Raw genomic sequence first — 24,300 nt, forward strand, 5'->3', positions numbered from 1 at the left:
CCACGGTCACGTCTCGACCGCGTTCGCCTGGTCCTGACCAGATGACGGTTGCCCCCGGCCGTGTGCCGGGGGCAACCGCCCTGCCCGCCCCGCGCCGTCGTCCCCGCCGTCCGCCCCGAAAGGACCCCACCCGTGCCGTCCCCCTCGGTCACCCTCACCCCCCGCGTGGAGGTCCGCCCGCTGCCGGCGGACCGCTGCCTCGTCACCACGCCCGCAGGCTCGTCGTTCGTGCTCGACGTCCCGGCGGGCCAGGTGCTGCAGGTCGTCGACGCCTGGGCCACCGGGCAGCCCAGCCCCGCCCTGCCGGAGGGCTGGGACGAAGCCACGGCCGTGCTGCGGGAGGTGCTGGACCGCGACGGCGCGTTCACCCCCAGCAGTGCGCGCAGCATCGACCTGGGCGAGCTCCCGCCCGCGGACGACGACCTCGACGGGGCGGACGCCCGGCCCGGTGACCTGCTGCTGACCGGCGACCCGGACGTCGTTGCCGCCCTCCAGGCCGTCGGCGCGGCCGAACAGCCGGACCTCCCGGTCCGCGCCGTGCCCGCGACCGACTGGCAACGGGTGGTCCACCGGGCCTTCCGCACCGGCGAGCTCCTCGTGTACGCCGTCCGTGGCGGCGACGACGCCACGCTCGTCGCCCTGGACCGGCTCTGCTCGGATGCCCGCACCCCGTGGGTCGCCCTCGAGGTGACACGGTCCGTCATCTGGCTCGGCCCCTTCGTCACACCCGGCCTCGGCGCGAGCTACGAGGACCTCGCCGACCGGCGCACCGCTGCCGCCTACGACGCCGAGGCACACCGCGCGCTGCGGTCCCCCGCCGTCGGGGGCGACGCCGGCAGCCCGCCCCGTCATCTCGGCGACGCGCTGCGCACCGCCCTGGCGCTGCTGGCCTCGCGGGGACGTGACGGGGACCCGCGGGACGCCGACGGGCCCGGTGGCGCAGGACTCGACGGCCCTCCACGCGACCCCGTGGGCGACCAGGTCTGGCAGATCGCCACCGACGGCACGGTGAGCGTGCACCCGGTGCTGCCGCTGCCCGCACGCGTGCTCAGCGGCTCGCGGTCGCACACGATCGACGACCTCGTCGACCCGGTGACCGGTCTGGTGCAGCGAACCCGGGACGTCACGCACCACCCCAGCCTCCCGCCGTCGCTGGCGACCGCCCAGAGCGACGTGTGCAACATGCGTCGTGTCTCGCGCTGGGCCAACAACACCTCCTGCCAGGGGTCGGCGTTCGATGACCCGGTGCAGGCCCGGGCCAGCGCCGTCGGCGAGGCCGCCGAACGGTACTGCGGCAACCTGCTCGACACGCTGCCGGTCACGTTCGACAGCTACACGAACCTGCGCCGGCGCAGCACGCGAGCCCTCGACCCTGCGTCGCTGGTGCTCTACTCCGACGCGCAGTACGACACGCCGGGGTTCCCGTTCGTCCGGATGACGCCCGACCTGGCGATGCACTGGGTGCCCGGGCGGTCGCTGACCACCGGCGAGGAGCTCCTCGTCCCCGCCAGCATGGTGTACGTCAACTGGTTCACCGCCGGGTACTCCGCCGCCCCGGTGACCAACTTCTGCCCCTTCGCGGGCATCGCCGCCGGGCCCACCCTGGACTACGCGGTCACCTCCGCGCTCGAGGAGATCATCGAGCGCCACGCGACCATGGTGTGGTGGCTCAACGCCCACCCGATCGACGCCACCGACCCCGGAGACCTGGCGCGGGTGTGGGACGACGTCCCCGCCGAGCACGGCCAGCGGCCCAGCCTGATCATGCTGGACAACGAGTTCGACGTGCCGGTGGCCGCCGGCGTGCTGCACAACGACGTCGACACGCTCGTCAACGTCGGCTTCGCCTGCCGGCACACGCCCGAGGCGGCGGCGTCGAAGGCATGGACCGAGGCCTGCACCCTGCAGGAGGGCAGCCGCGACCTGCTGCGCGCCGACGGCGCCCACTGGGACGCCATGCGGCGCGGCGAGCTCAACAGCCGATCGTTCAAGCCGTGGCGCGCCGACCGCCGGTACCTCGACTCGTACCGCCCGGACATGCGCGACTGCGACGACCTCATGGTCCAGCAGCAGGTGCACCTCGACCCGCGCGCCGTCGCCCGGGTGGCGCCCCTGCTGGAGCGGCCCGTCACCCGCACCCTCGCCGACACGCCGTCCCTGCCCGAGCGCACACCGGCCGCCTACCAGGCCGCCCTGGAGGCCGCCGGGCACGAGGTGATCGTCGTCGACATCACCTCTCCCGACGTCGCCTCCACCGGCATGCGGGTCGTGCGGGCGATCGTGCCCGGTACCGTCGGCAACGCTCCGGCGGCGTTCCCGTTCCTCGGTGGTCGCCGGGTGCAGGACCTCGCGGTGGAGCTCGGCTGGCGAACCACGGCCCTGGCAGAGTCCGAGCTGAACTACTTCCCGGTCCCGCACGCATGAGCCTGGCGGTGCACCGGCTGGACGACGAGCGGGTGGTCGTCGCCCGGGACGACGGCCGGCGGTGGGTGCTCGGCGTCGGCCCGCACGACCTCGACGGCGAGGCGGCACGGTCCGCGCTCGCCACCCTCACGGACGGCGGTGGTCCGGCGGCGCCCGCCGTGCCTCCGGTCGGGGCCGACGCGGTCGCCACGAGCGTGCGACACCTGAACCGCATCGCGGCCGAGCTGGACGGCGGCCGTCCCGACCGCACGGACAGGGCAGGCGGTGGGCCCGGGCGGGTGGTCCGCTGGACGTTCGCCGGGACGACCTACCGCCTCCGTCTGCACGCCGGTGCAGCCGCCGGGCTCGCCAGGACGGTGTCCGACCTCCTGCGCGCGACGATCGCCGACGCGGACCAGGCGGAGGCGCTCGTCGAAGACCCGGTGCAGGTGGTCCACGGCTGGCCCTCGACGCCTCGGCACGACCCGCCGTCGGACACGTCCGAGACCGGTCCCGCCCCCGGCGTGCTCGAACGCTGGACCTCCGGCGGCTGGGAGCCGCACATCGTCGAGCCGCCACCCGCCGTCGACCCGGTGACGGGGCTGCTCCGCCGGGTGGTGCGCCGCACGCCGGACACGCGGGCCCCGCGAGCCTTCGTGCACCTGCACGCCGAGCTGCCCACCCTGGCGAGCGTCGACCCACGTTGGCAGCCCGATCTCCTCGCCCCGGCCGGTGCGCTCGACGGGCAGGACGCCGAGCGTGCCGCGGTGCTGTCCGGTCTGGCGCACCTGTGCGGGGCCTGGCTCGGCCAGGGCGACCTGCGCCGGGCGACGGACCGCGAGCTGCGCGACGCCGGGGAGCGACTGCTCGGTGTCGGGGAGTGGCGGCCGCACGACCCAGCACTGCAGACCCTGCCCGGCTTCCCCTTCCGCCCGGTCGCGCCCGGTGCCCCGACCTGGTGGCTGCAGGGCACCGAGCACCTCGGTGCGACGACGGCGCCCTGCTGGGTCCCGTTCAGCCTCGTGCACGCCGGCTACCTCGCCAGCCGGCTCGTCGGGCTGGCGGCGACGAACGGGCACAACCTCGTCGGCCTCGAGGCGGGCCAGGACCGGGGCGAGGCGCTGGACCGTGCCGCGGGGCGGCTGCTGGCCCAGGACGCCGTGGCCCGCTGGTGGAACGACGACGGGCCTGCCCTGCGCGCCGTCGCGCTGCCGCCGCAGGTGCGCGACGACGCCGCCCCTGTGGCGGTCCGCGTCCTCGCCGTCCCGTCACCGTCCGGCGCCCCCGTGCGGCTGGCCGTCGCGGACGACCGGGAGCAGGACGTCGTCGCGCTCGGGTACGCATGCCACGAGGACCCCGCCGTCGCGGCCGAGGGCGCCGTCTGCGAGGCGCTGGTCCAGCACGCCTCCGCGAGCGACCTGGCGCGGCCGGACAGCCTGATCCGGCGTGCCCCCGAGCTGGGGAACGGCGGCGTGGCCGGCCTGGCGGCCCACGACCCGCAGCGGCACTACGGTGCGGCCTTCGCCGATCGGCGCCGAATGATCGACCCGATGTGCCACGTCCAGTACGGCCTGGACCCGGACGTGGTCAGGCAGGTGCGACGACGGACGCAGGCAGACACCGGCCCGGGCGCTGGTGCGGACGGGGCGCCGACCGGCTCGACGTTCACCCGCTTGCTCGAAGCGCCCGGCCGGGTCGTGACCGTCGACGTGACGACTTCGAGGGTCCGAGCGGGAGGGTTCTGCGCCTACCGCGTGCTCGCGACCGGACTGCGTCGCCTCACGGTGGCGGCCTTCCCGCAGCGGCGGTCCGAGGCGCAGGCACCCTACCCGGGGTGGTGATCCGGGTGGGGGTCGGGGATCTCGTCGGGCCGGTACGTCGTCGTTCTTGACGACGTTGACGTTGTCGAGGTCGGCGTCCGCACCGAGGTCACGCACCGGACCGGCGCCGTCGGGCCTCGCACCGAGACTGGTCATGGCGACAACCTGGCGTCCGCTCCGGTGGGTCATACGGTGCGGGCCACGAGCCCGACGCCGTCACCCACGCCGTCGGCGTCGGCTGCCGCCAGGACCGCGTCGACCAGACCGGGGAAGCGCGACTCCAGGTCCTCGCGACGCAGCCGGACGAAGCAGCGCGTGCCCTCCTGGCGCGTCCGGGTCACTCCTGCGTCGCGCAGCACCCGCAGATGGTGACTGAGCGTCGACTTGGCCACCGGCACCCGCAGCTCGCCCCAGCCCCGTTCGCCGTCGTCGGCCAGCACCCGGACGAGCCCGATGCGCAGCGGGTCGCTGAGCGCCGCCATGACCTCGGGCAACGCCAGGTTCTCGGCTGCTGGGTGGGGCGCTGTCCGCATGGGTCCATGGTAACTTGTTCGACGTTCTACGAACATCGAACAAGGAGTCGAGTTGAGCACCGCACCTCCTCATCAGGCCGAGCAGGGTCGCTTCGCCGACCGCGTCGCGATCGTCACCGGCGCAGGATCAGGCATCGGGCGCGCCACCGCGATCGCCCTCGCCCGCGCCGGAGCCCACGTCCTCGGCGTCGGCCGGCGCCGCGACGCGTTGGCCGAGACCGCGGCCCAGCACCCCGGCATCACCGTCCACCCCGCCGACCTGCGATCCCCGGAGGGGCCCGGCGAGGTGGTCGAGGCCGCCGCGTCCCGCTGGGGGCGCATCGACCTGCTCGTCAACAACGCCGGCGCCACCGCGATGATGCCGCTGGCCGAGACCCGGGCCGACCGCATCACCGACCTGTTCGCCCTGAACGTCACCGCTCCCAGCGTGCTGGCCGCCGCCGCCCTGCCGCACCTGCGCCGTCGGCGGGGCACGATCGTCAACGTCTCCAGCACCTTCGGCCACCGACCGCTGCCCGGCGCTGCCCACTACGCCGCCTCCAAGGCCGCCGTCGAGCACCTGACGCGCTCGTGGGCCCTGGAGCTCGCACCCGAGGGCGTGCGCGTCAACGCGCTGGCGCCGGGGCCGACCGAGAGCGAGGCGCTGGCCGCCGCGGGGCTGCCCGACGCGACCGTGCGCCAGATCAAGGAGGCAGAGGCTCAGCAGATCCCGCTCGGCCGACGCGGCGAGCCCGACGAGGTCGCCGAGTGGATCCTCCGGCTCGCCGACCCGGGCACCACCTGGATGACCGGGCAGGTCCTCACCCTCGACGGCGGGCTGGAGCTCACCTGACGCGCACCGGCCGTGACGCGCCGCCGTCGCCGGACGGCGGGCCGGACCCGGGCTCGGGCCGGTGCACGCCACGCGGCCGGTAGCCGAGCTCGTCGGCGACTCCGGCGAGGTCCGCGAGGAGCCACAGGATCGCCAACCACATCTCCGTGCCCTGCAGGCTGGGGGCCGTCGCGGCGACACCGGCGGTCGTGCGGTGCGGTGCCCGGAAGGCGAACCCCTCACCGTCCCGCCACCGCGGCAGCGCCTGCTCGAGGAGGTCTCGCGCCACCGCGGCGACCTCCTCGCCACGGTGACCGCAGTGGCGGGTGAGCCAGAGGGGGTGTGCGACGTCGAGCACGTTGCACGCGTTCTGGCGGTCGGACCGGAACAGGTGGGAGTCCCCGGCGTGCTCCAGCACCGTGTCGACCACCCGTTCCGCGTGCGGGACGGGCAGCCCGAGCTGGGCGAACGTGCCCCGCGTGGCGCGGTAGTACCCGTTGACCACCTCGAGCAGGCCGCCCGGCCCGTCGGCCGAGCCCCACATGCCCGTCCGGGGGTCCACCCGTGTCACGAGCCATCCGCAGAGCGCTTCGCGTGCTCCCCGGACGCCGTCGACCCCTTGGCGGTGGTTCCAGTGCATCGCGGTGCCGAGGATGTCGACCCAGTGGCCGGCCGACCAGGCTCCGGTCGCCCAGCTCTGACGCTCCAGCCCGGCGACGACGTCGTCGGGCCCGGCGCTCGCCACGACTGCCACCGGGTGGGCGAAGCCGCTGCCCAGCAGGTCGAGCGCGTAGCCGACGGACAGCACGTGGTAGCCCGTCGCCGCGTCGAACAGGTTCCCGCGCGGGGCGAGCGGCACAGGGCCGGGGCGGACGACGACGCCCTCGGCGTCGCGCCCGAGCTCGCCCACCATCCCGGTCGCCGGGTCCTGCCACGACCGCAGCCGCTCCACCTGGTCGGCCGCCGGAAGCTGCGGCGGAGGGCCGTCGAGGAGCAGGTCCGCGATCTCCACGGCATCGCACTGGGCACGCACCGTGGGGGCCGCGCCGGGCTGGTCCGCGAACAGCCCGGTGGCGGGGTCCCAGCACCGGTCGAGGACGGCGGCGGCCTGATCCCGCGCGCGCTCGGCGAGGTCTCGGACCGCCCGAGCGAGCCCTCCGGCCGGTCCCGACGTCGTCGTCGGCGGCACGCGCCACCGGATGTGCCGTGCCGGGTTGCCGCCCACGACCGCGCCCGCGGGCACATCCTTGGTGACCACCGCACCCGCCGCGAGCACGGCCTGGTCCCCCACCGTGACGCCGTCGAGGACGACGACGTGCGAGCCGATCCAGACGTCGTCACCGATGGTGATCCCGACCGACGTCAGCGGCTGGCGGTGCACCTCGGCGTCGGGCTCCATCGAGTGGTTGAAGCCGAGCACGGACGAGTGCGCCCCGATGCGCACGGCGTCGCCGAGCCGGACGTCACCGCGCACCACCGCGTACGGGTTGATGCTGCAGTCGCGCCCCGTCCGCAGCGTGCCGCTGAGGTAGGCGCCCGCGGCGACGTAGGTGCGGTCGCCGAGCGACAGGGCGTCGTTGGTCACCGACGACAGCGCGGAGACGAAGCACGCCTCGCCGAACACGTAGCCGCGGCCGGTGGTCAGCCCTGCCTGCAGGTCGCGCTGGGTCTCCCGCTGCCCGTCGTCGGCCTCGGTCCAGAAGGCCCAGGGAGTGAAGTCCAGCGCGCTCCGGCCGAACCGGGCCACGGTCTCGTCCACCGGCTCTGACACAGTGATCTCCTCCTCGGTCGGCGTGTGGACGAGTCTCGCGCGCGTGCGGTGTTGCTTCGCACGGACGAGGTGGGTATGAACACACTCGAACATCCAGATCCCGTGAGGAGCTTCCTGGCATGGCCGCAGCACGCTCCGGGCCCGGGTTCGGCGTGGCACGCCGCGAGCACATCCTGCGAGACCTGCGCACGCACGGGACCGTGACGGTCGCCGCCCTCGCCGACCGGCTGGGCGTGTCCGCCATGACGGTCCGGCGCGACATCAACGCGATGGCGGCCAGGGGCCTGCTCGTGCGCGTCCACGGTGGCGCGGCCCTTCCCGACACATCGACAGGGACCGACCCGCTACCGGCTGGCGCGGGGGCCGGCCGCCGCGGTTCGCGGATGACGATCGGCCTCGTCGTCCCGCAGCTCGACTACTACTTCCCTCGTGTCGTGGCCGGTGCCCGCGCCGCCGCGGCCCGGGCGCAGGTCCGGCTCGTCATCCGCACCACCGCCTACGACCCCGACGAGGATCTGCACCAGTGCCGCCGTCTGGCCGACACCCCCGGCATCGACGGCATCGTCGTCACGCCGACGATGCGCGGCCCGCGTGTCACCGAGCTGCTGGACTGGCTGGACCGGCTCGAGATCCCCGTCCTGCTCGCCGACCGACGGCCGCCGGAGATCAGCCCCTTCCGGAGCCTCGAGTGGGTGGCGTCGGACCATGCGTCGGGGGCCGCGACGGCGGTGTGGCACCTCCACCGGCAGGGGCACCGCAGGATCGGGCTGCTGTCAATCGCCGGCACCACGACCTCACGTGCGCTCCGACGGGGGTGGCGCGACGCGATGCGCACGCTCCGGCTGGCACCCGAAGACCAGGTCGTCGGCCATACCGACGGCTTCGACCGCCCCGGCCGGACCGACCTCCTCGCGGCGGCACTCGGCGACATCCGGCGCACCGGGACGTCGGCAGTGGTCGTGCACTCCGACCCGTTCGCGCTGAGCTTCGCTCAGTACTGCCTCGAGGCCCGCGTCGGGATACCGGACGACCTCGCGATCGTCGCCTACGACGACGAGGTCGCCGAGCTCGGTGATCCCCCGCTCACGGCGGTGCGTCCGCCGAAGGAGGAGGTCGGTCGGCTGGCGATCGAGAACATGGTGGCCAGACTGACCGAGGGATCACGACGCCCGACACACCGGGTGATGCTCGACCCGACGCTCGCGGTCCGCCGCTCGAGCGTGTGCACGCGAGGTCCGCGCTGACCGGTGAGCTCGAAGACCTCCGCGAGAGGTCAGTCCTGTGCCGCCCGGACGGGCACGACGCGGAGCTGCCACCCCACCGCAGCAGCAATGGTCGCGAGGCTCAGCCAGCACAGACCGGCGACCAGGGCGCCGTGCGCACCCGCAAGCTTCTCCGCCGCCATGTCGTCCCCGCTCGCGGCACCGCCGAACATCGTCGAGACGTACCACCGGTTGCCCCAGCGAAAGCCGTCGGCGATCGCGAGGATCGCGGCGACGACGGCGACGCTCCGCGCGATCCGTCGCAGGGTCGCGTTGCGCATGCGCCGAGAGTAGCCGCCGTCGACCGCGTCCCGTCGTCAGCGGCGGATGCTGACCACGTCCGCATTCAACGTGATGTTCATGTTGCACTTCTGGACGATCTGGTCCCAGACGTCCTCCCAGCCCTTCTGCCAGGCCGTGACGCCGCTCGACTCGCCGAAGGGCCACGCCATGTCCGGCATGACCCAGACGAGACCGTAGTACGCGGGGATCTTGTCGAGATCGCCATATCCCTGCACCTGATAGGCGTACATCAGATAGCCCTTGAGGGCGCCCATCTTGTGGTCGTCGAGAAACTGCGCGAAGGTCTTCGAGAAGACCCCGTACGGGTCACCCACCGGCCTCGAGGTCGGCATGACGCCATCGAAGGAGCCGAAGATCTCGCGACGTAGACCGACGTAGATCCCGGCGGCGAGCACGAGGTCAGCGTAGGCGCGGTCCTGGTCTGCCGCGCTGCACGGCCATCCGTAGCCGAGGTACTGGCAGGCAACCATGAGTCCGTACTCACTGAAAGTCATGACCGTCTCGTTCGGCGGCGTGCCGACCACGATGCCTCGTTCGGACCCGTGCGCGACGGCCACGCGGGCGTTGCCCACGGTGTACCTCGAGAGCGCTTGCGCCATGTCGTCGTACGCCGGCGACAGGTAGCAGGTGCCGAGCTCCGCGATCGTCGTGCCGCCCTGGTCGGGCACCTGCAACGAATGCGTCTTTCCAGCAAAGCGGTTCGTCTTCTCCAGCAGCGTGACGTTCGTGTATCCCGCGTCGATGAAGCGTTCCGCGAAGAGCAGCCCGCTCACTCCCGCCCCAATGACCACGATGGAACTGTCCCTGGCCGTCGACATGAGCTCCGGCTTCGCGCCGAACAGGATGTTCAGGTACGACCAGCAGTGCAGGACGGACTCGAAGCAGGTCGACGCGTGGACGTACACCGTGTCGTTCGCGCCCTGCATGTCGAGCCATCGCCACGGAGCCCCGGCGTCGAGCGCGCCGCCCGGGAACTGATCGAAATACGGTGTCGACAACGGATTCGCGGCCGGGCGGATCGCGCCGTTCTGATTCTCGTCGACCTGCACGACCTCGTACCAGCCGGGCTGGAACGGCCACCATGAGGGCGGGTTGTCCAGGAATGCGTTTCGCTGTGCTGCCAGGGTCGCGGGATCCGACGCACCGTCGATCCCGACCATCTGATACGTCGTGACCACGTTGGTCGCAGCCTCGTTCGCGGCCGCAAGGCCCCAGCGCTTCGCTGTCTCGTTGCGATACCCCTGCACGAGGCCCGTCTGTGACTCGACGATGTCGGGAGCGAGGATGACGACCCGGTCTTGTGCTTTGCGCGGATAGACGCGCAGGCACGTCGTGTAGAACGTGAAGTTGCGGAGGGAGCTGAACAGCGCTTGCTCTGGGGGCGTATAGTCCATCACCGGTTCGAGCGCACGTGGATCGCATGCGATCACGAGAAGCGCCGGATTCAGGACAACACGGTTTCCGCCGGTCTGATATACCACTTCCATGCTTGCGACCTCCGCGGCCACAGTATCAGCGGGTGGGTGCTCGCGTCGGATGCACCCGCGTGAATTTATCGAAGCGGCGACGGTCGCGCGAAATGCCGCAGTTGTCACGTGATCGGTAGGTTTGCTGAGTTCGACGGTCCCACTCGAATCTCAGGACAGGAGCGAGAACCCGAGAACTGGGGCAAGCATCTCCAGCCCGACCGCGTCGCGATACAGCACCGTCATCATCCCGAGCTCGGCTGCTGCCGTGGTGTTCTCCTCACGATTGTCTCGTGACGGGCCTGTTGGAGGTTCTCATTCCCCGGAAGGATGAGAGTTATGGGACTCATCCGATCTGAGGGTGTAGCAGTGGTCTGAAGCCTCCGGCCTCGAGCAGGGATCGGGCGATGTAGTGGGTCAGGTTGCGGAAGCCGAGGGCGGAGCCGCGCAGGTGTTCGAGTCGGCCGTTGATCGCCTCCGTCGGTCCGTTGCTCGAGCCGGGCAGGTCGAAGAATGCGAGGACGTCGGCGGCGCGCTTCTTGAGGGTCCGGCCGAGGGTGACGAGCTCGGTGAGTACGGCCGGGACGCCGCGAGTCAGGGAGTCGATCACGGCGGTCATCAGGGCGCGGCCGTGTGCGCGGTCGGGGTGGCGGTAGGCGGTGATCATGCGCTGGTAGATGCCCCAGGTCGCCTCGACCTCGACGTGCTCCTCGATCGCGAACAGCGCCTCGATCCTGGTCGTCTGCTTGTCGGTGAGCAGGTCGGCGCCGGTGTGCAGGGTCCGCCGGGCGCGGTAGAGCGGGTCCTTGGCACGGCCGCGGTGGCCGTGCAGATCGAGCTGGACTCGGCGGCGGCAGCGGTCCAGGGCGTCACCGGCCAACCTCACCACGTGGAAGGGGTCCATCACCGCGACTGCGTCGGGCAGCTCCTCGGCCGCAGCGGTCTTGAAGCCGGTGAAGCCGTCCATCGCGACCACCTCGACGCCGTCGCGCCAGGTCTTCGGGCGGGCGGCGAGCCAGGTCTTGAACGCGCTCTTGGAGCGCCCTTCGACCATGTCGAGCAGGCGGGCCGGTCCGGTGCCGTTGCGGATCGGGGTCAGGTCGATGACCACGGTGACGTACTTGTCCCCGCGGCGAGTGTGCCGCCAGACGTGCTCGTCGACGCCGACAGTGGTGACGCCGTCGAAGCGGGCCTCGTCGTCGATCAGCAGGCGGCGTCCCTCGGCCAGGACGGCGTCGTTCGCGGTGTGCCACGACACCGCGAGGGCCTCGGCTACCCGCGCCACGGTCAGGTGCTGAACGACGAGCCCGACCAGGGCCCAGCGCACCGCCGCCCGCGACAGCTTCGCCCGCGGCTCCGCCGCCGCCGTGGTGTCCTGACGCCACACCCGGGCGCAGCCCGAGCAGCGATAGCGGCACACCCTGATCAGCAGCGTCGTCGGCCGCCACCCGAAGGGCTCGTGCGCCAGCAGCCGCGAGACGGTGTCACGCATGACGCCCTCGGCACCGCACCCGCGGCAGAACGCGTCGTCCTCGCGCGTCACGACGCGGCACTCCAGCACCGCGCGGTCGGGCTCCAGGTGCTGTCCGGTCACGACGAGACCGAGCTTGTCCAGGCGGCAGAACGTGGTCAGGTCAGGGGTGTGGAAGGTAGCGTCACTCACGTCGAGGTCTTCTGGATGGGTTGGTGTCAGAACCCCCATCATCAGGGGACCTCGACCCATCTCCGGACCCGGTCACGCTACCGCTGCTACACCCTCAGATCGGATGAGCCCCTAAGCCCCGCCCAGGGCTACGACTTACTGTGCGAAATGCAGGACAACGAGCGCTGCGTCCTGCGCATGCCCGGAGCGGCCACCGAGCTGCACTGAGTCCGCCGTCCGGCCGTGCTCCATCACTGCGCGGACACGTGCCCGTGAGGTCACTGGCCACAGCGCAGTTCGTTCCGTAGCGCCCGTGTGCGAGTGGCTCTGAAGCTCGCGCCCTTCGTCAAGGTAGGGCCGCCGCCCGTGGTCTTGGCGATCAGGAGTCAACCGATGTCGGAGCAGTTCCACCCGCTTCTGCGCGGTGGCGTGAGAGTTCACGGGTCCTTCATTGAAGCGCCCGGCCTCGGCGGCGGACTCAGCATGGACAGTAGCGTGTATCAGCGCTGAGATAGCGAAATTCGAATCGTTGACCGCGGTGGTCGGCTGACCAGGCACGATGCAACCTACTTTGCGCACGGCCCACGACACGCCCGAATTCGTGCAAGGTAGGCAGGCGTGTCTGCGCAATCTGCGCCGCACGTCGACACAACTGTCGACGTGCAGCGCAGATTGCGTGAACACGCCTGCCTACCTTGCGCGATCTCGGGCGTGTCGCGTTGGGTGCGCAAAGTAGGTTGCACGCCCGCCGTCGGCAGGCGGAACGCGCGATCTCGTCGCCAGCGCATCCTTGAGGGCCTGTTGGGACCCCGACCGCAGTAGCGTCGCCTCATCGAGACCTGACGAAGGAGCGAAGATGGGCCTTGTAACAGACGGAGACTGGTCGGCGATACCTGCGGTAGCTGACGTCTTCACCGACGGCCACGACGACGCCACCACGAAGCTCACCATCGAGAAGTACCAGGCGATCCGCGGCGTCCTGTACGCCTTCGACCAAGAACCTACGGCAGAGGTGTCCCAGTCTGCTCGACAGGCCGCAACCGACGTGTTCACCACAGTCGGTGGAGCCGTCACGGAGTTCAAGAAGCTGCAAGCACGCAAACCTGACGGCCCGCACGACCCGGCATGGCACCAGCTGATGAGCGCGATCGAGAACGGCGCCAACCGACTGGCGGAGGTTGTTCGCCCCCAGCTCCGCAGCGACGCGACCGAGCTGGGGCGGAGGCTGCTCGAAGCGTCGCAAATCCAGCAGAAGGCAACCACCACGGCGGAGGAGTTTCAGCGCCTGGAAACGCGGGCCAAGGAGCTCGTTGACCGCGTCGGCGTGGGCCGGTTCGCTGAGCACTATGAGCAGCAGGCCAAAGCCCAAGGCGAGGCGGCCACCCGCTGGCTCCGGGGTGTGGCGGTCGCCGGATGTCTTCTGGCACTGGTCGTCGCGTGGCTAATCGCGGAGACGCTCGCTCGAAGCGGCAACCCTCAGTCCTGGGAAGAGATCGGGGCCATGCTTGCCACGAAGGCCTTGGCGATCGGCGTGCTGTCCTACGCCGCAGCGTTCTGCTCGAAGAACTACCGGGCGCACCGGCACATGGAGTCCTCCTACCAGCAACGCATGGCAGCACTGGACACCTATGCCCTGATGGCCTCTTCGCTGGCCGAAGACACCGAAAGTCGCGCCATCGTCCTGACCGAGCTCGCTCGCTCCGCGTTCGCCCCCGCGGACACCGGACTGACAACCAGCTCCTCCGGAGACCGGACGATCATCGAGAACTCTGCACCCCTGATGGCCGCCGCTCGAGGGAACTGATACTCCGCGCCCTAGAGGACCTTCGCCATAGCGAACGATCGCGGCCACGCCAGCCGAGGCGACAAGCTGATCAGTCGTCGCCAGGTTCGTCGAAGAATTCGAGAATCCGCTGGAGTATATGCGTCAAACCCGGTCGGCTGCGCGAACGACACCGCGAGCTCACTTGAATAGACCTCATGGTGGTGACGCGCCGTGATCTCCCAAGTCTGGCGGCATGATCGAAACCCACCAACGCCTCGCTCAACGGATACCGTAGCGACGGTAACTACCGGCTACACGTCACCGTGCAGCAGTCCCCCCACTCACCCTGGCAACGCGGCAGCAACGAGAACACCAACGGCGTACTGCGCGACTACTATGCCAAAGGCACCGCCCTGTCCGCCCACCCCGCCAGCGACCTTGACGACGTCGCCGACGCCCTCAACACCCGACCCCGCCAAACCCTCGGCTGGGCCACCCCCGCCGAGAAACTCGACCAACTACTCTCGACCACCTGACCAACCCGGTGTTGCAACGACCAGTTGAGACCGCCTCCGCCGCCGGTGTTGGACATCGCGGCGATGTTCTTCGCGGTCTCGGTCTGTGACCTGTCTCTGTCCGCCGCGTTCTCTACTCGCCAGCGCGCCTTGGAGTCCAGTGCGGCATCCTCAGCAAGATTCTGGTCGATGGCACGTGCGATGTCGGCTGCTTCCAACTGCCGTGGTGACTCGATGCCAAGGACCTTGTGCAACCTGCTCCATATGATTGCCATGACGGCAGTATGGCTGACTTGGCGGGTCCGAGAGGGCGAACCCCCGAGCCTCGCCGGACGTGGATGCGGGTGCGCCAATGCGCGTCATGAGCGATATCGCGAACCCCTGAGGCAAGGCGGCTGCGCGCCGAAGGCACCGTCATCGGCTGAGCTCAGACGTCGTTTCCCAGCAGTGCGCGCATGTGCTCGCGAAGCACAGTAACCGCATCCTGGACATCCGTGTGTGTCGCGGTTCCGGCCACCCTAGCCGTGGGGTTCCAGCCCCAAGCCAGCATGTAGACCTTGTCTCGCAGCGCGCTGCCAACGGCACCGGTGGCATCGGGAACCTGAATCGAGAACTCCGCGAATGCGAGGTCCACATCGTTCTCGCTCATCTCCTCGGGAAAAACATCCCCAGGCGAGGCTCCGCCGTGCTCGACCTCGAACCTCACGGCCGCATCAGCACTCTTGAGCGCCGCGGCGATGAGGCGTGAAGCCGCTTCACCGCGCCCTTCACGACGGGCTTCCACCCGGTCAAAGTCTCGTTGGAGCGCTGCCTCGCGGCGTTGAATCCGAGCGTTCTGCATACCGAGCACGTATGCCAACAGCCCGGTCAGGACCGTGCCGACGACAACGCCGAAGATACTGGTGTCCCACCACGGCGAACTGGACTCTGCGGCTACCTTGAAGATCACGGCGACTAACCTACTGGGCGACGGCGTCCACGCGTTCGGCGGCTCGCCCACACCTTGAGCTACGCATGCTGCTACGGCACACCAGAGCCTCCACTGAACCTGGGGCGCAACAGTTCGGGTTCGATGATTCCCAGTGGCTCCACGGCCAGTGGCCGGTGCGGGTCGCGGTCCGGGTGGTCGTCCAGGAAGACCCGGAAGGGTGTGCCGTCGACGCCCCGGATGCGTGCGGACATCCCTTCGGCGGTGCCGGACTGCAGCGCGTCGAGCACCACTTGGGGCTCGTTGTACTGCGCCCGCGGGTGGAAGATCTTGGCCCGGATAGGCAACTTGTGTCCTTGGACCAGGTAGTGCACCTCGGTCTCGACCACCACCATCATGGCTTCGGACTGGATCATGTCCTCAATGGAGTCTGCGGTCTTGCCGCTGAGCACCACGTCAAGGTTCCCGAAGTCGCGCTCGGCGATGACCTTGCCGTCGACCACCAGGCGGGCCTTGCGGATCTCTTCACGCTCCGCCCAGGTCAACTCGTTCGGCAACTTCAGCGGGACCGAGAAGTGTCGGGACACCACCGTCAGGTCCTCGATCAGCTGGCGTGTGTACCCATCTGGGCTCAGACCGTTGAACACCGCGTCGGGGATGTGGAACATGAACTGGCGCTTGCCGTCGGCCCATACTTCAAGGCTGAGCTCTCTGCCCGGGACGAACCTGTCCATGAACTTCAATGCCTCTGCCACGTCCGTGATGCGGTGACCCTCCAGCTTCGAGGTGACCGTCGCGGAGCCCTTCTCCACGGAGTCCTGCATCACGAACTCAAAGCTCAGACCACAAGCAAGCTCGACCCACAGCTTCTTCCCACCGCTTCCGCGGCTCATCCGAGACCGCCCGTCCAGGCTCTGCAGGGTGGCACCCGAGGCGGTGACCGCCCGCAGCTCGATGGTAATCTCCCTGGACATGTTGACCGGCCCGAAGCCAACCTCGGCTACGTCGGTCATGTCCTGGTTGAACCACTGCGGGCCTTCCATCTTCACCGACACCAGGGCGTCGGCGCTGATGCGCAGGCCGGCCCCTCCGAAACTGTGCAGTTCTTCCAGCCTGGCCCTGGCTTCCTCACCAGCAGCGTTGGGCTTGAACTGGGGTATGACGGATAGCGGTTCCTTCTCGTGCGCGTCCGGGCGCTTGGCGACCAGGCGCTGGGTCACTGACCCGTCCGCGCCCAGGACCATGTCCGAGCCCCAGAAGGCGCTGCGAGAGTTCACACGCTGGGAGAAGTCGCGGGCGACCTTCTCCAGGTCGGCAGCCGTGTTCAGCGCCAGGTGCTCGTTGCCAGCCATCCGCAGTGCCTCGGTGAGCGGCCCGTTCGTGAGCTCACGAAGGATGTCTGGCGCCTGGACGAGCAGGTGGTCGAGCCCGTCCCGGCCCAAGATTTCGACGCGCGCCTTGTGATCGCCCTTGAGCTTGCGGACCCAGGTGCGTTCCTTCGGTGTCGGCTTGCCGGGGATCACCAGCACCCACGTTGTTGGGTCGTGCTTCATTGCGGAGTTGAACGACTTGCGGATCTGCGCTCGGCGGGTCTTGGCCCACCCGCCAGAGAAGCCCTCAGGGAAGTACTTGAGTTGGTAGATCGTGGAAATGGTGCCGTCCGGCTCGGTGACATCGACGTCGATGCCCTCGTCACCACCTCGCCCGTCCACGCCTTGCGCGACCCCTGGACCGCCCTGGTGCTTGCGCTGGAGCAGCAGCTCAACAGCACGGTCGAACGCCTCCCGCCCACACGTCGCCCACGGGTACAGCGGCTCGTCGCTGATCACGACGACACCCTCTCACCAGCCCTGACAGGTGCGCGACCGCTCACCGTTGACCCCCCTGAAATCGACGTCGTGGGCACATAACGGCCCAATCCACGCGGAGCCCGCCGGGACAGATGAGTCGCCCGTCCATTCGAGTGTTGAGCCCCGGGTCCAGCGGACTCCACGGAAGCCGGGCAGACCACTCTAACTGGCGGGCCTGGTCAGGACACGGAAGCGCCATTGAGAAGATGTGTCGACGTACACCCACCGCCAAACGTGTGGAAACGAGGCCCGTCGTGACGCTGACGCTCGAACCCATCCTTCGCATTGCCGGCATCAGCCCGGCCGACGCTCTGGTGATACGCCACGCCTACGTCAAGGAGCACGACGACACCGCGACCAGCGGCATCCACGCGGACTCGACAGACGACGAGATCCTCGCGTACACCGCCAGCCAATCCGCGAACCCGCGCCAGTTCCCGGCCAACCCGCCTCGCTTCTGGATCGTCTTCATCCCCGAAGGTGGCACCCAAGCCCGCCTGTGGTCGGTAGTCGAGCACCGCGGCGAGACCTCGAACGACGGCCAGCGACGGACCTTCGACCTGGTCCAGTCCGACCATATGGAGGACCTCAAGGAACGCCTCGTCATCGGCTGGCGATCTCCACGCACCTGGCGACTCAACGGGCCCACAGCTGCCGGCTACCCGGTCTTGGAGATCGCGGACTCCCAGCCCGTCCCGTTCCCCGGCTTCGATCGGCTGGCCCTCGATCACGCAGCTTCAGGCTGTGATGCGAGAGCACCGCTATGCCGCGTGGCGCACGGCGCTGTCCTCCGTGGTGGGGATCTACCTGATCACCGACACACGCGACGGCCGTCAGTACATCGGCAAGGCCGACGGCGCCGAGAGCATCCGTCAGCGCTGGGGCGCCTATGCCTCCAACGGTCACGGCGGCAACGTCGAGCTGCGCGGTCTCGACCCGACGACCTTCCGGTTCTCGATCCTGCGGGTGTTCGACCCAGCGACGCCGACGCCCGTGATCGACCAGACAGAGAGTCACTTCAAGCACGTCCTGGACACGCGGAGGCACGGCCTGAACCGGAACTGATCGCTGGAGCGACAGCCAATCGGATCTGGGGCCGCCCGGTGGAACTGCAGCACGGACACGTGGCTCCGACCTGTGGCACCTGCCGTTCTGCGGGCGCGGAGCACCCGAGGCAGGCTCCGCGACGTGCTAGTTCAGGCTAGAGGTCGCGCGGTTCGTCAGATGTGGACCGATGTAGCCAACGATCACGACGAAACGGCCGTCAGGGTCGACCGCCTCGAGAAAGTAGACCCGCGGGTCTTTCTTCGGAATCTTCGTCAGCCGCAGGTGCGCGTTCATCGTGGCGATGCCCGCTGAGTTCACCCATGTGGGGACCGGCCGCTCGCGCTCGTGGCCGTAGTGCTGCTTGGTCCATCCGGTTTCCGTCGGGGCGAAGCGGCCGGGTGGGTACATGGCGTATCCCGCAGGCTGCGCTTCCAGGTATCGACCGAAGTCCTGTTCGTGATCACCGGAACGCCGTGCCCGCACATACCCCGCCAGCGCGGAGAGTGCGTCGTGGACCGCGTTCAGTGCGCGACCGTCGTCGTCGATAGCGTCCATCTCACGCACACAGCGGTCGTCAGCCGTGATGAGAACTCCGAACTCGGACCACTCGCCAGCCCGGTCAGCCAGGTCGCTCCACGATCCTGGCGGTCCGGGAGCATCGGGCGCGAGCTGCTCAGCCTCCGTCGCCATGGACCACGGGTCGAGATCGCGTTCCCGAAGAAGACGCTGCAGTTTCCGCAGGGCGAAGCTGGCCTCAGACGCGCGTTCATCTGCTTCGACTGCCTCCTGGCGCGCCTGCCACTCGGCCTTCCGAGATGTGTCCAGCTCGTCTTCGAGGGACTCTTTCTCCGATTGCAGGTCTTGGAGCTTGTTGTCGATCTCATCGACGGCCGCCTGGTCGACTACGGGCGCGGTGGCCGCCTCCACTAGGTCCGTAAGCGTCGTGTCCGCCAGGTCCGGTACGCCGAGCGCCATACGTACCCGTTCAAGCTCGGCCGTCTCCTGCGTGACGGCCTGCCCCGACGGGCGTGGACGTGCCACAACGATCCGGCTGGTCATCTCTCGATTCAGGAGCCGATCAAAGGTCCGGTCCCAACGCGCCAAGTTCGACGGCAGAGTTTGAACGCTGAGGGGCGTACGGACGAATGAGGTGAGCAGCTTGCGCACCCGCCAGTCCTCGCTATTGGCAACGGTGCGCGGTGACAGCATGCGGTGGGTGCGAGAGAGGGAGGGCGCGGCCAGATCCACGCCCCGCCGGAAGGTGCGGATGGTGCCTTCCGGCACTCTGTACGAGCCGGCGAGTCGGGCGAACTCGGTGGTCGCATCGGGAGTCAGCACGAAGGTCGCGGCGAGACCAATGGTGTTGCGGGTCCACGCCGCGAGTTTCGGTGTGATCAATGCCGGGGTGATCGTGTCGCCGGAGCCGATCGCGAGCACTACTCCACGTCGCTTCGGGTCGATCAGCCGTCCGACGAAGTCATCGAGAGCTCCTGGGTGCACCAACTGCGGCGAGGCCGCCAGTGGGTGCCCGCCATCATGCATCTCGATGCGTTCGAGTAGTCGCCCGGCGAGGCGCGGCGCTGGGACCAGTCCAGGGCGGTCCCGAGCCACGCGGACCATCAGCCACGGGTCCTCGGGGTCGTCGATGGCAAGGACCGTCGTTACGAACGTGCCGCCATCGTTCGTCTCGGTCATCGAGAGCAGGAAGGCATCGATGCCGCTGTTGCGGTGGTGCATCGCCCGAATCAGACGCCCGTCGACCGTGGCGCGTGCGTCGCGCGTCAGGTCCAGGTCGATGCTCTTCTCACGCAGCCACGACGCGGCCTCGTCGGCAACAGCTGTCCGCCACCCAGCCGAGACCGGACGCAGCGCGAGCCTGTACCCGCCACGGTCGACGACCTCGTCATTTGCCGCTGCCTGCTCCGGCATGGACACCATTGTCATCAGGATCGACCCCCTTCGTCACGGTACAGCCGAGAGCCGGGGTCAAGTCCCGCTGGCGTCGTGTTCGCATGCGCTCCCGCAGATTTCACCCACTCCGGTCCCAGCTCGCCAGGCCCAGCGGCCCAGCGGCTACTGCGCGGGTGGGAAGTACTTGCTGGAGGTGCTGGCATGGGCTGCTGCCCGTTCCCCACGACCTGCGGGCGGAACTGTCGGTACCGGGTCGGTAGTGTGACCTGCGGCAATGTTCGGTGTTCGAAGACGGGTGGACACGGTGGGTTCAGGTGACTGGATCGATTCTGCCGCTTCGGTGCGCCGCGAGATCGACGGCGAGGTCTTCGATGTCGTCAAAGCTCTGATGGCTGCGGGATGGCGGTTGCGCAGGCAGGGCCACAAGTTCCGCATCTACTGCCCGTGTACCGAGGACTCCATCACGCGCGGATGGCTCCGGGTCGATGGCACCCCCCGCAGCCCTGGTACGGCCGCTCGGCGACTGGAGCGTGACGCCGCGAAGTGCCCGGACCGCCACGGTCTGATGTGATCTCCGCCCCGCACCCCTGTTTCATGTTGACAACACCTATTAGGTGGTGCGGTACTAGGCCTATGGCGGATCGAGAGTACGAGTTCACGTTCGAGGTCGCCGGTCTCACCGACGAGGTCGAGGACGCCATCGTCGAGCAGACCGACGCCTCCATCGCAGCGTTCGGACCGGCCACCACCGTCACCGTGTCCGGGTTCGGGGAGACCGGGTTTGGCGCAGCGACCAACGCTCGCATCGCCGTAGAGCAAGCGGGCGGCACGGTGCTGCGCTGCATTGAGGACGTCGTCACGCGCCGCGACATCGCCGAACGCACAGGCGTGACCCCCCAAGCAGTCGGTAACTGGACGCGCGGTGACCGGCAGGCCAAGACTCCATTCCCCACCCCCTACTTCTTCGCCGGCGGAGGCCTGTGGCTGTGGGGCGAGGTGCTCGACTGGCTGCGCGAGGTGCATCCCTCCACGTTCGCCGCGATCGGCGACGAACTTGCCTACCCCACCCGCGCCGACCACGCCTGCATCGCTGGACAGATTGAGACCTCCCGCCGTGCCGTGGAGATGGCCGAGCCGTTCCAGCCGATCGGGCACACCTTCGAGGTCCACATGGGTCCCGACACCACCCAGGAGCGCATCGCGGGCGCCGACCGAATCTTCTCCAACATCGGCGCCGCGGCGTGAGCACACGTGACGTCGACACGATCTTGGAGCTGGTCGACCTGGTCGAACTGACCGAGGTACGCCCCTACGAATCGTCCGCCCGGCGAGTCGACCAAGGCGAGCCAGCCCAGCAACTTCAGGTCATGCTCGGCGAGGCCGACAACGCGATGGAGGTGCGTGCACGCATGACTGTGCGCACCGCCGAAGCCGAACTGGTGGCCGACTCCGCGGTGGTATACACCGCCCAACAGAAGCTGGACATCTCGAGAGCGCTCAAGACCGAGTTCGTCGAGAAAGTCGGCATCATGGCTGTCTACCCGTTCCTGCGTGAAGCGGTCTTCGCTGGAGCGTCGCGCATCCAAGTCCCGGCTCCAGTAGTGGGCCTGCTGCGTGCAGGACAGTTCAGCGTCGAGCAAACAGACGCGCCCCAGCCCTGACACGTTCGGGCTCGGTCGGCAGCGAGGGGGAGCCGAGTCGTCCGCAGCGCGGATCCGGTTCGGCGCCGCATAGCTGCTGGAAGGCGTCCGTGCAGGCCTCAACGAGGGCGAAGCCCCTGCAGCGTGGCGAGAGATGCGGACGGCGCACCTGTCGTTCTGGCACTGTGGTGGCATGCCGTCGCAGATGACAGTCGCCGGGACCACGGTCGCCGACCCATTCACGGAATTGTCTGAGTACGCGCGTCGCTACGGCGGCACCGTCGCGAGGTACGACCTGGGCGGTTCAGGCCAGGCCGACGTTCTGAGCGCGGATGAGGTGACGCGAACGCGCATCATCGCGAGCCGCATCTCGAAAGTTGAGAGCGCCTGGTTCGTCGAGCGGGCCGGCAGTGCCCCGTGGAGCGCGGTGCCTGCCGACGCGAGTTTGGTAGACGCGGACCCCGCCGAGCATGACGGGCTGTACACGGCAGCCATCGCCCTCTACGAACACTTCGGTACCGCAGCACCGAGGGGCGTGGCGATCGCCAAGGTTCACAAGGTGCTGCACCTCAAGCGCCCTGCTCTGGTCCCGATCCTCGACAGCAGGCTTCTGGCCGCCTACGGGCCAGCTGCAGTCGAGGCTGCTCGCCGTCACCCGAGCCTCGGCGCTCGACGCCTGAACTGGGCAGCTATCCGCGAGGACCTCATCGACGAGAGCAACGCCCGGGCACTCGCCGAAGTGTGCGCCCGGCTGGCCGCCGACGAGGACACTGCGGTCCAGGTGATGGCTCGGCTGACGGATCTGCGTCTTCTCGATGCCGTGGCTTGGAGAGCCGGCTGATGGACCAGGGATCCGCGAACGCACCGCGTCCGCCTCGCCCTCGCCAGCTTGACGACCCCTACCCCGAGACGCTCGAAAGAGCGCTGCAACACGTGGCTGATCGCGAACTCGAGGGCGCGCGGTCGGTGCTGCAAGAGATCCAGTACGAGCCTGTGCCGCAGCGCCCAGAACGAATACCCACGACGTCGGTGATCGCGGGGATCTATGCGCGCGACTGCTACCAGTGCCGCTACTGCGGAGAGAAGACCGTCCTCACCCCGGTCATGCGGCTGTTGTCGAGGCTCTTCCCGGACGAGTTCCCCATGCACCCGAACTGGAAGTCCGACCAGACGCACCCCGCCTTCGTCTCACGCTCCGCCACACTGGATCACGTCCAGTCCATCGCAGGCGGCGGTGATCCCGTGGCTGAGGACAACCTCGTCACTGCCTGCTGGGGCTGCAACCGCCGCAAGGGAGACCTGCGGCTCGAGGAGCTCGGTTGGCAGCTCCGCGACCCTGCAGACCCGCACTGGCGCGGACTGACCGAGCTCTACGAACCGGCATGGATCGCCGCCGGGCGACCGAAGCTGAGCGGGACCGAGATGACCTGGATGCGCGCAACCAAAGCGCGCTGACACCCGCCGGGAGTGAGGGCCCTGGCGCCCCGGCGCCCCCTGTCGACGTTGACGATCTCAGTGCACGCGGCACGAAGAGGCACGAGTCGGCTCACCCGTCCACCCTGCTGTGCGGACGTCTTCCGGCGGCTCTGCCTACGTCGCGTCGTTGATTCGCCGGGCGCCTCGCTCCCGGCGCGCCGTCCCTGTGCGGTCGAGGCTGCGACGCACGGCGGTCTGCGTGCGTCCGGTCAGTTCGCCGATCTCGCGCAGGGAGCGGCCGGCGGTGTATTGCTCGGCGACGAAGCCATCGAAGCATCGCAGCTGGTGCAGGTTGTAGCCGTTCTTCAGGTCGCCGCGGAATTGTGCCAGGACTTCAAGGACGGGGCGAGACGGGTATGCCACTACTCGTCCTCTTCCTCCTCGGCGACCTCGCCGCGCTCAACTGCCTCGCGCACCGCGGCGTACTGGCCGTCGATGTACTCCTCGAGTTTGGTGCGCTCGATGCGCCAGACCTTCTTCGGTCCGACCTGAATCGCCGGTAGATCTCCGGAGCGCAGGAGCGTGTAGACCTGGGCGGGAGTGATCGCGAGCTCGTCGGCGACGTTCTTCACGGTCAGGAAGCGGGGCGAGGAAGTCACGGGGGCGATTGTGGCAGCACCACCGGATGCGTGTCGCTGACGGCAGCGTCGGTGCCGATGGCGCACGGGGCACCGTTCCGCGAACACGACTCTGAGCGATTCACGGCTGGACGCGCGATGCCTGGTGAAGACGGTACGGGCCACAACCAGCAGCGGTGCCCGGATCCGCTATCACGGGCGCACCACCCTGCCTGGTATGGACGAGGTGAAGACGCCGCGCGAGTTGGCCGAGCGGCTCGACATCAGCCCTGAGGCGCTCCGCAAGGCGCTCAGGCGTCGAGGACTCACCAGGACCGGCACCCGCTGGCAGATCACGTCGGAACTCGCTGCCGAAATCGAGGCGTCCTACCGGCGCCCCCGGACACCGCTGCCCTGCCCCGTCGAGGGATGCAGGCACTCGGCGGGGGCACGCTCAGGACTCTGCCGGATCCACGCGCGTCGCCTGCGACGCAACGGAGACCTCGCGCGCAGGGACGGTGCCGAGCACCAGCGCGCCAAGACCCACTGCCCGCAGGGGCACGAGTACACCCCGCAGAACACCTACCGCCTCTCAGACGG

The 24,300-nt window shown here is 69.3% G+C and carries 21 protein-coding genes and 1 pseudogene; 11 read left to right on the top strand and 11 right to left on the bottom strand.

The genetic code is table 11. From position 1 onward, the window contains the following. Positions 1-132 precede the first annotated feature (132 nt). Entirely contained in the window at positions 133-2,424 is a 2,292-nt protein-coding gene (locus tag AC3RJ8_RS17755) for a YcaO-like family protein (protein WP_489713872.1), read from the top strand. Then, complete coding sequence (locus tag AC3RJ8_RS17760; RefSeq protein WP_489713873.1) at positions 2,421-4,244, top strand: YcaO-like family protein; 1,824 nt, start codon at positions 2,421-2,423, stop codon at positions 4,242-4,244. Before AC3RJ8_RS17755 ends, AC3RJ8_RS17760 begins: the two co-directional genes overlap by 4 nt. A 164-nt stretch (positions 4,245-4,408) precedes the next feature. Here AC3RJ8_RS17760 and AC3RJ8_RS17765 read toward each other — a convergent pair whose 3' ends face one another. Continuing rightward, a complete protein-coding gene (locus AC3RJ8_RS17765; RefSeq protein WP_489713874.1) occupies positions 4,409-4,756 on the bottom strand; it encodes an ArsR/SmtB family transcription factor in 348 nt (115 codons plus the stop codon). 52 nt (positions 4,757-4,808) lie between these two features. Here AC3RJ8_RS17765 and AC3RJ8_RS17770 point away from each other — a divergent pair, with 52 nt between their 5' ends. After that, positions 4,809-5,588: an SDR family NAD(P)-dependent oxidoreductase gene (locus tag AC3RJ8_RS17770; protein WP_489713875.1), complete on the top strand. Its 780-nt coding sequence runs from the start codon at positions 4,809-4,811 to the stop codon at positions 5,586-5,588. Here the strand turns inward: AC3RJ8_RS17770 and AC3RJ8_RS17775 are convergent. After that, positions 5,581-7,338 carry an acyltransferase gene (locus tag AC3RJ8_RS17775; protein ID WP_489713876.1) on the bottom strand — a complete coding sequence of 586 codons (1,758 nt, stop codon included), beginning with the start codon at positions 7,336-7,338 and terminating at the stop codon, positions 5,581-5,583. The two genes, AC3RJ8_RS17770 and AC3RJ8_RS17775, sit on opposite strands and share 8 nt — an antisense overlap. Positions 7,339-7,457: 119 nt before the next feature. On the opposite strand from AC3RJ8_RS17775, the gene AC3RJ8_RS17780 reads away from it, so the two are divergent. Then, positions 7,458-8,582: a LacI family DNA-binding transcriptional regulator gene (locus AC3RJ8_RS17780; protein WP_489713877.1), complete on the top strand. Its 1,125-nt coding sequence runs from the start codon at positions 7,458-7,460 to the stop codon at positions 8,580-8,582. A gap of 29 nt (positions 8,583-8,611) precedes the next feature. On the opposite strand, the gene AC3RJ8_RS17785 is transcribed toward AC3RJ8_RS17780, so the two are convergent. From AC3RJ8_RS17785 to AC3RJ8_RS17795, 3 genes are all read right to left on the bottom strand, one after another. Further along, positions 8,612-8,881: a hypothetical protein gene (locus AC3RJ8_RS17785; protein ID WP_489713878.1), complete on the bottom strand. Its 270-nt coding sequence runs from the start codon at positions 8,879-8,881 to the stop codon at positions 8,612-8,614. Positions 8,882-8,917: 36 nt separating this feature from the next. Then, the gene (locus AC3RJ8_RS17790; RefSeq protein ID WP_489713879.1) at positions 8,918-10,390 is read right to left on the bottom strand and encodes an NAD(P)-binding protein; all 1,473 of its coding nucleotides are present in this window, start codon (positions 10,388-10,390) and stop codon (positions 8,918-8,920) included. Positions 10,391-10,715: 325 nt separating this feature from the next. After that, positions 10,716-12,032, bottom strand: coding sequence for an ISL3 family transposase (locus tag AC3RJ8_RS17795; protein WP_489713880.1), 1,317 nt, complete (start codon positions 12,030-12,032; stop codon positions 10,716-10,718). 835 nt (positions 12,033-12,867) lie between these two features. On the opposite strand from AC3RJ8_RS17795, the gene AC3RJ8_RS17800 reads away from it, so the two are divergent. Together AC3RJ8_RS17800 and AC3RJ8_RS17805 are read left to right on the top strand one after the other, a co-directional pair. Next, complete coding sequence (locus AC3RJ8_RS17800) at positions 12,868-13,815, top strand: hypothetical protein (protein ID WP_489713881.1); 948 nt, start codon at positions 12,868-12,870, stop codon at positions 13,813-13,815. A 296-nt stretch (positions 13,816-14,111) separates the two neighbouring features. Next, positions 14,112-14,312: pseudogene (locus tag AC3RJ8_RS17805) on the top strand (transposase); the annotation flags it as partial. Positions 14,313-14,718: 406 nt separating this feature from the next. On the opposite strand, the gene AC3RJ8_RS17810 reads toward AC3RJ8_RS17805, so the two are convergent. The 3 genes from AC3RJ8_RS17810 to AC3RJ8_RS17820 form a co-directional block, all read right to left on the bottom strand. Continuing rightward, positions 14,719-15,240 carry a hypothetical protein gene (locus AC3RJ8_RS17810; RefSeq protein ID WP_489713882.1) on the bottom strand — a complete coding sequence of 174 codons (522 nt, stop codon included), beginning with the start codon at positions 15,238-15,240 and terminating at the stop codon, positions 14,719-14,721. Between the two features lie 71 nt (positions 15,241-15,311). Next, positions 15,312-17,048 carry a hypothetical protein gene (locus AC3RJ8_RS17815; RefSeq protein WP_489713883.1) on the bottom strand — a complete coding sequence of 579 codons (1,737 nt, stop codon included), beginning with the start codon at positions 17,046-17,048 and terminating at the stop codon, positions 15,312-15,314. A gap of 200 nt (positions 17,049-17,248) precedes the next feature. Continuing rightward, positions 17,249-17,800: a hypothetical protein gene (locus AC3RJ8_RS17820; protein ID WP_489713884.1), complete on the bottom strand. Its 552-nt coding sequence runs from the start codon at positions 17,798-17,800 to the stop codon at positions 17,249-17,251. Between the two features lie 16 nt (positions 17,801-17,816). Here AC3RJ8_RS17820 and AC3RJ8_RS17825 point away from each other — a divergent pair, with 16 nt between their 5' ends. Continuing rightward, positions 17,817-18,134, top strand: coding sequence for a GIY-YIG nuclease family protein (locus AC3RJ8_RS17825; protein WP_489715667.1), 318 nt, complete (start codon positions 17,817-17,819; stop codon positions 18,132-18,134). A 126-nt stretch (positions 18,135-18,260) separates the two neighbouring features. Here the strand turns inward: AC3RJ8_RS17825 and AC3RJ8_RS17830 are convergent, their stop codons facing one another. Beyond that, a complete protein-coding gene (locus AC3RJ8_RS17830) occupies positions 18,261-20,045 on the bottom strand; it encodes a hypothetical protein (protein WP_489713885.1) in 1,785 nt (594 codons plus the stop codon). A 615-nt stretch (positions 20,046-20,660) separates the two neighbouring features. On the opposite strand from AC3RJ8_RS17830, the gene AC3RJ8_RS17835 reads away from it, so the two are divergent. The 4 genes from AC3RJ8_RS17835 (at position 20,661) to AC3RJ8_RS17850 (ending at position 23,122) form a co-directional block, all read left to right on the top strand. Then, complete coding sequence (locus AC3RJ8_RS17835) at positions 20,661-21,272, top strand: hypothetical protein (RefSeq protein WP_489713886.1); 612 nt, start codon at positions 20,661-20,663, stop codon at positions 21,270-21,272. Then, positions 21,269-21,688: a hypothetical protein gene (locus tag AC3RJ8_RS17840; protein WP_489713887.1), complete on the top strand. Its 420-nt coding sequence runs from the start codon at positions 21,269-21,271 to the stop codon at positions 21,686-21,688. Before AC3RJ8_RS17835 ends, AC3RJ8_RS17840 begins: the two co-directional genes overlap by 4 nt. Before the next feature lie 172 nt (positions 21,689-21,860). Next, on the top strand, positions 21,861-22,508 hold the full coding sequence (locus tag AC3RJ8_RS17845) for a DUF6308 family protein (protein WP_489713888.1): 648 nt from the start codon (positions 21,861-21,863) through the stop codon (positions 22,506-22,508). Positions 22,509-22,600: 92 nt separating this feature from the next. Continuing rightward, positions 22,601-23,122: an HNH endonuclease gene (locus AC3RJ8_RS17850; RefSeq protein ID WP_489713889.1), complete on the top strand. Its 522-nt coding sequence runs from the start codon at positions 22,601-22,603 to the stop codon at positions 23,120-23,122. Positions 23,123-23,257: 135 nt separating this feature from the next. Here AC3RJ8_RS17850 and AC3RJ8_RS17855 read toward each other — a convergent pair whose 3' ends face one another. After that, on the bottom strand, positions 23,258-23,506 hold the full coding sequence (locus AC3RJ8_RS17855; protein WP_489713890.1) for a helix-turn-helix domain-containing protein: 249 nt from the start codon (positions 23,504-23,506) through the stop codon (positions 23,258-23,260). Further along, positions 23,506-23,742 (bottom strand): helix-turn-helix domain-containing protein, encoded by a 237-nt coding sequence (locus AC3RJ8_RS17860; protein WP_489713891.1) that lies wholly within the window; start codon positions 23,740-23,742, stop codon positions 23,506-23,508. The genes AC3RJ8_RS17855 and AC3RJ8_RS17860 overlap by 1 nt, the downstream gene beginning before the upstream one ends. Positions 23,743-24,300 lie beyond the last annotated feature (558 nt).

The sequence above is a fragment of the Isoptericola sp. MSGPD8_1_ISO-PGPR-S23-394 genome, from assembly GCF_058072785.1.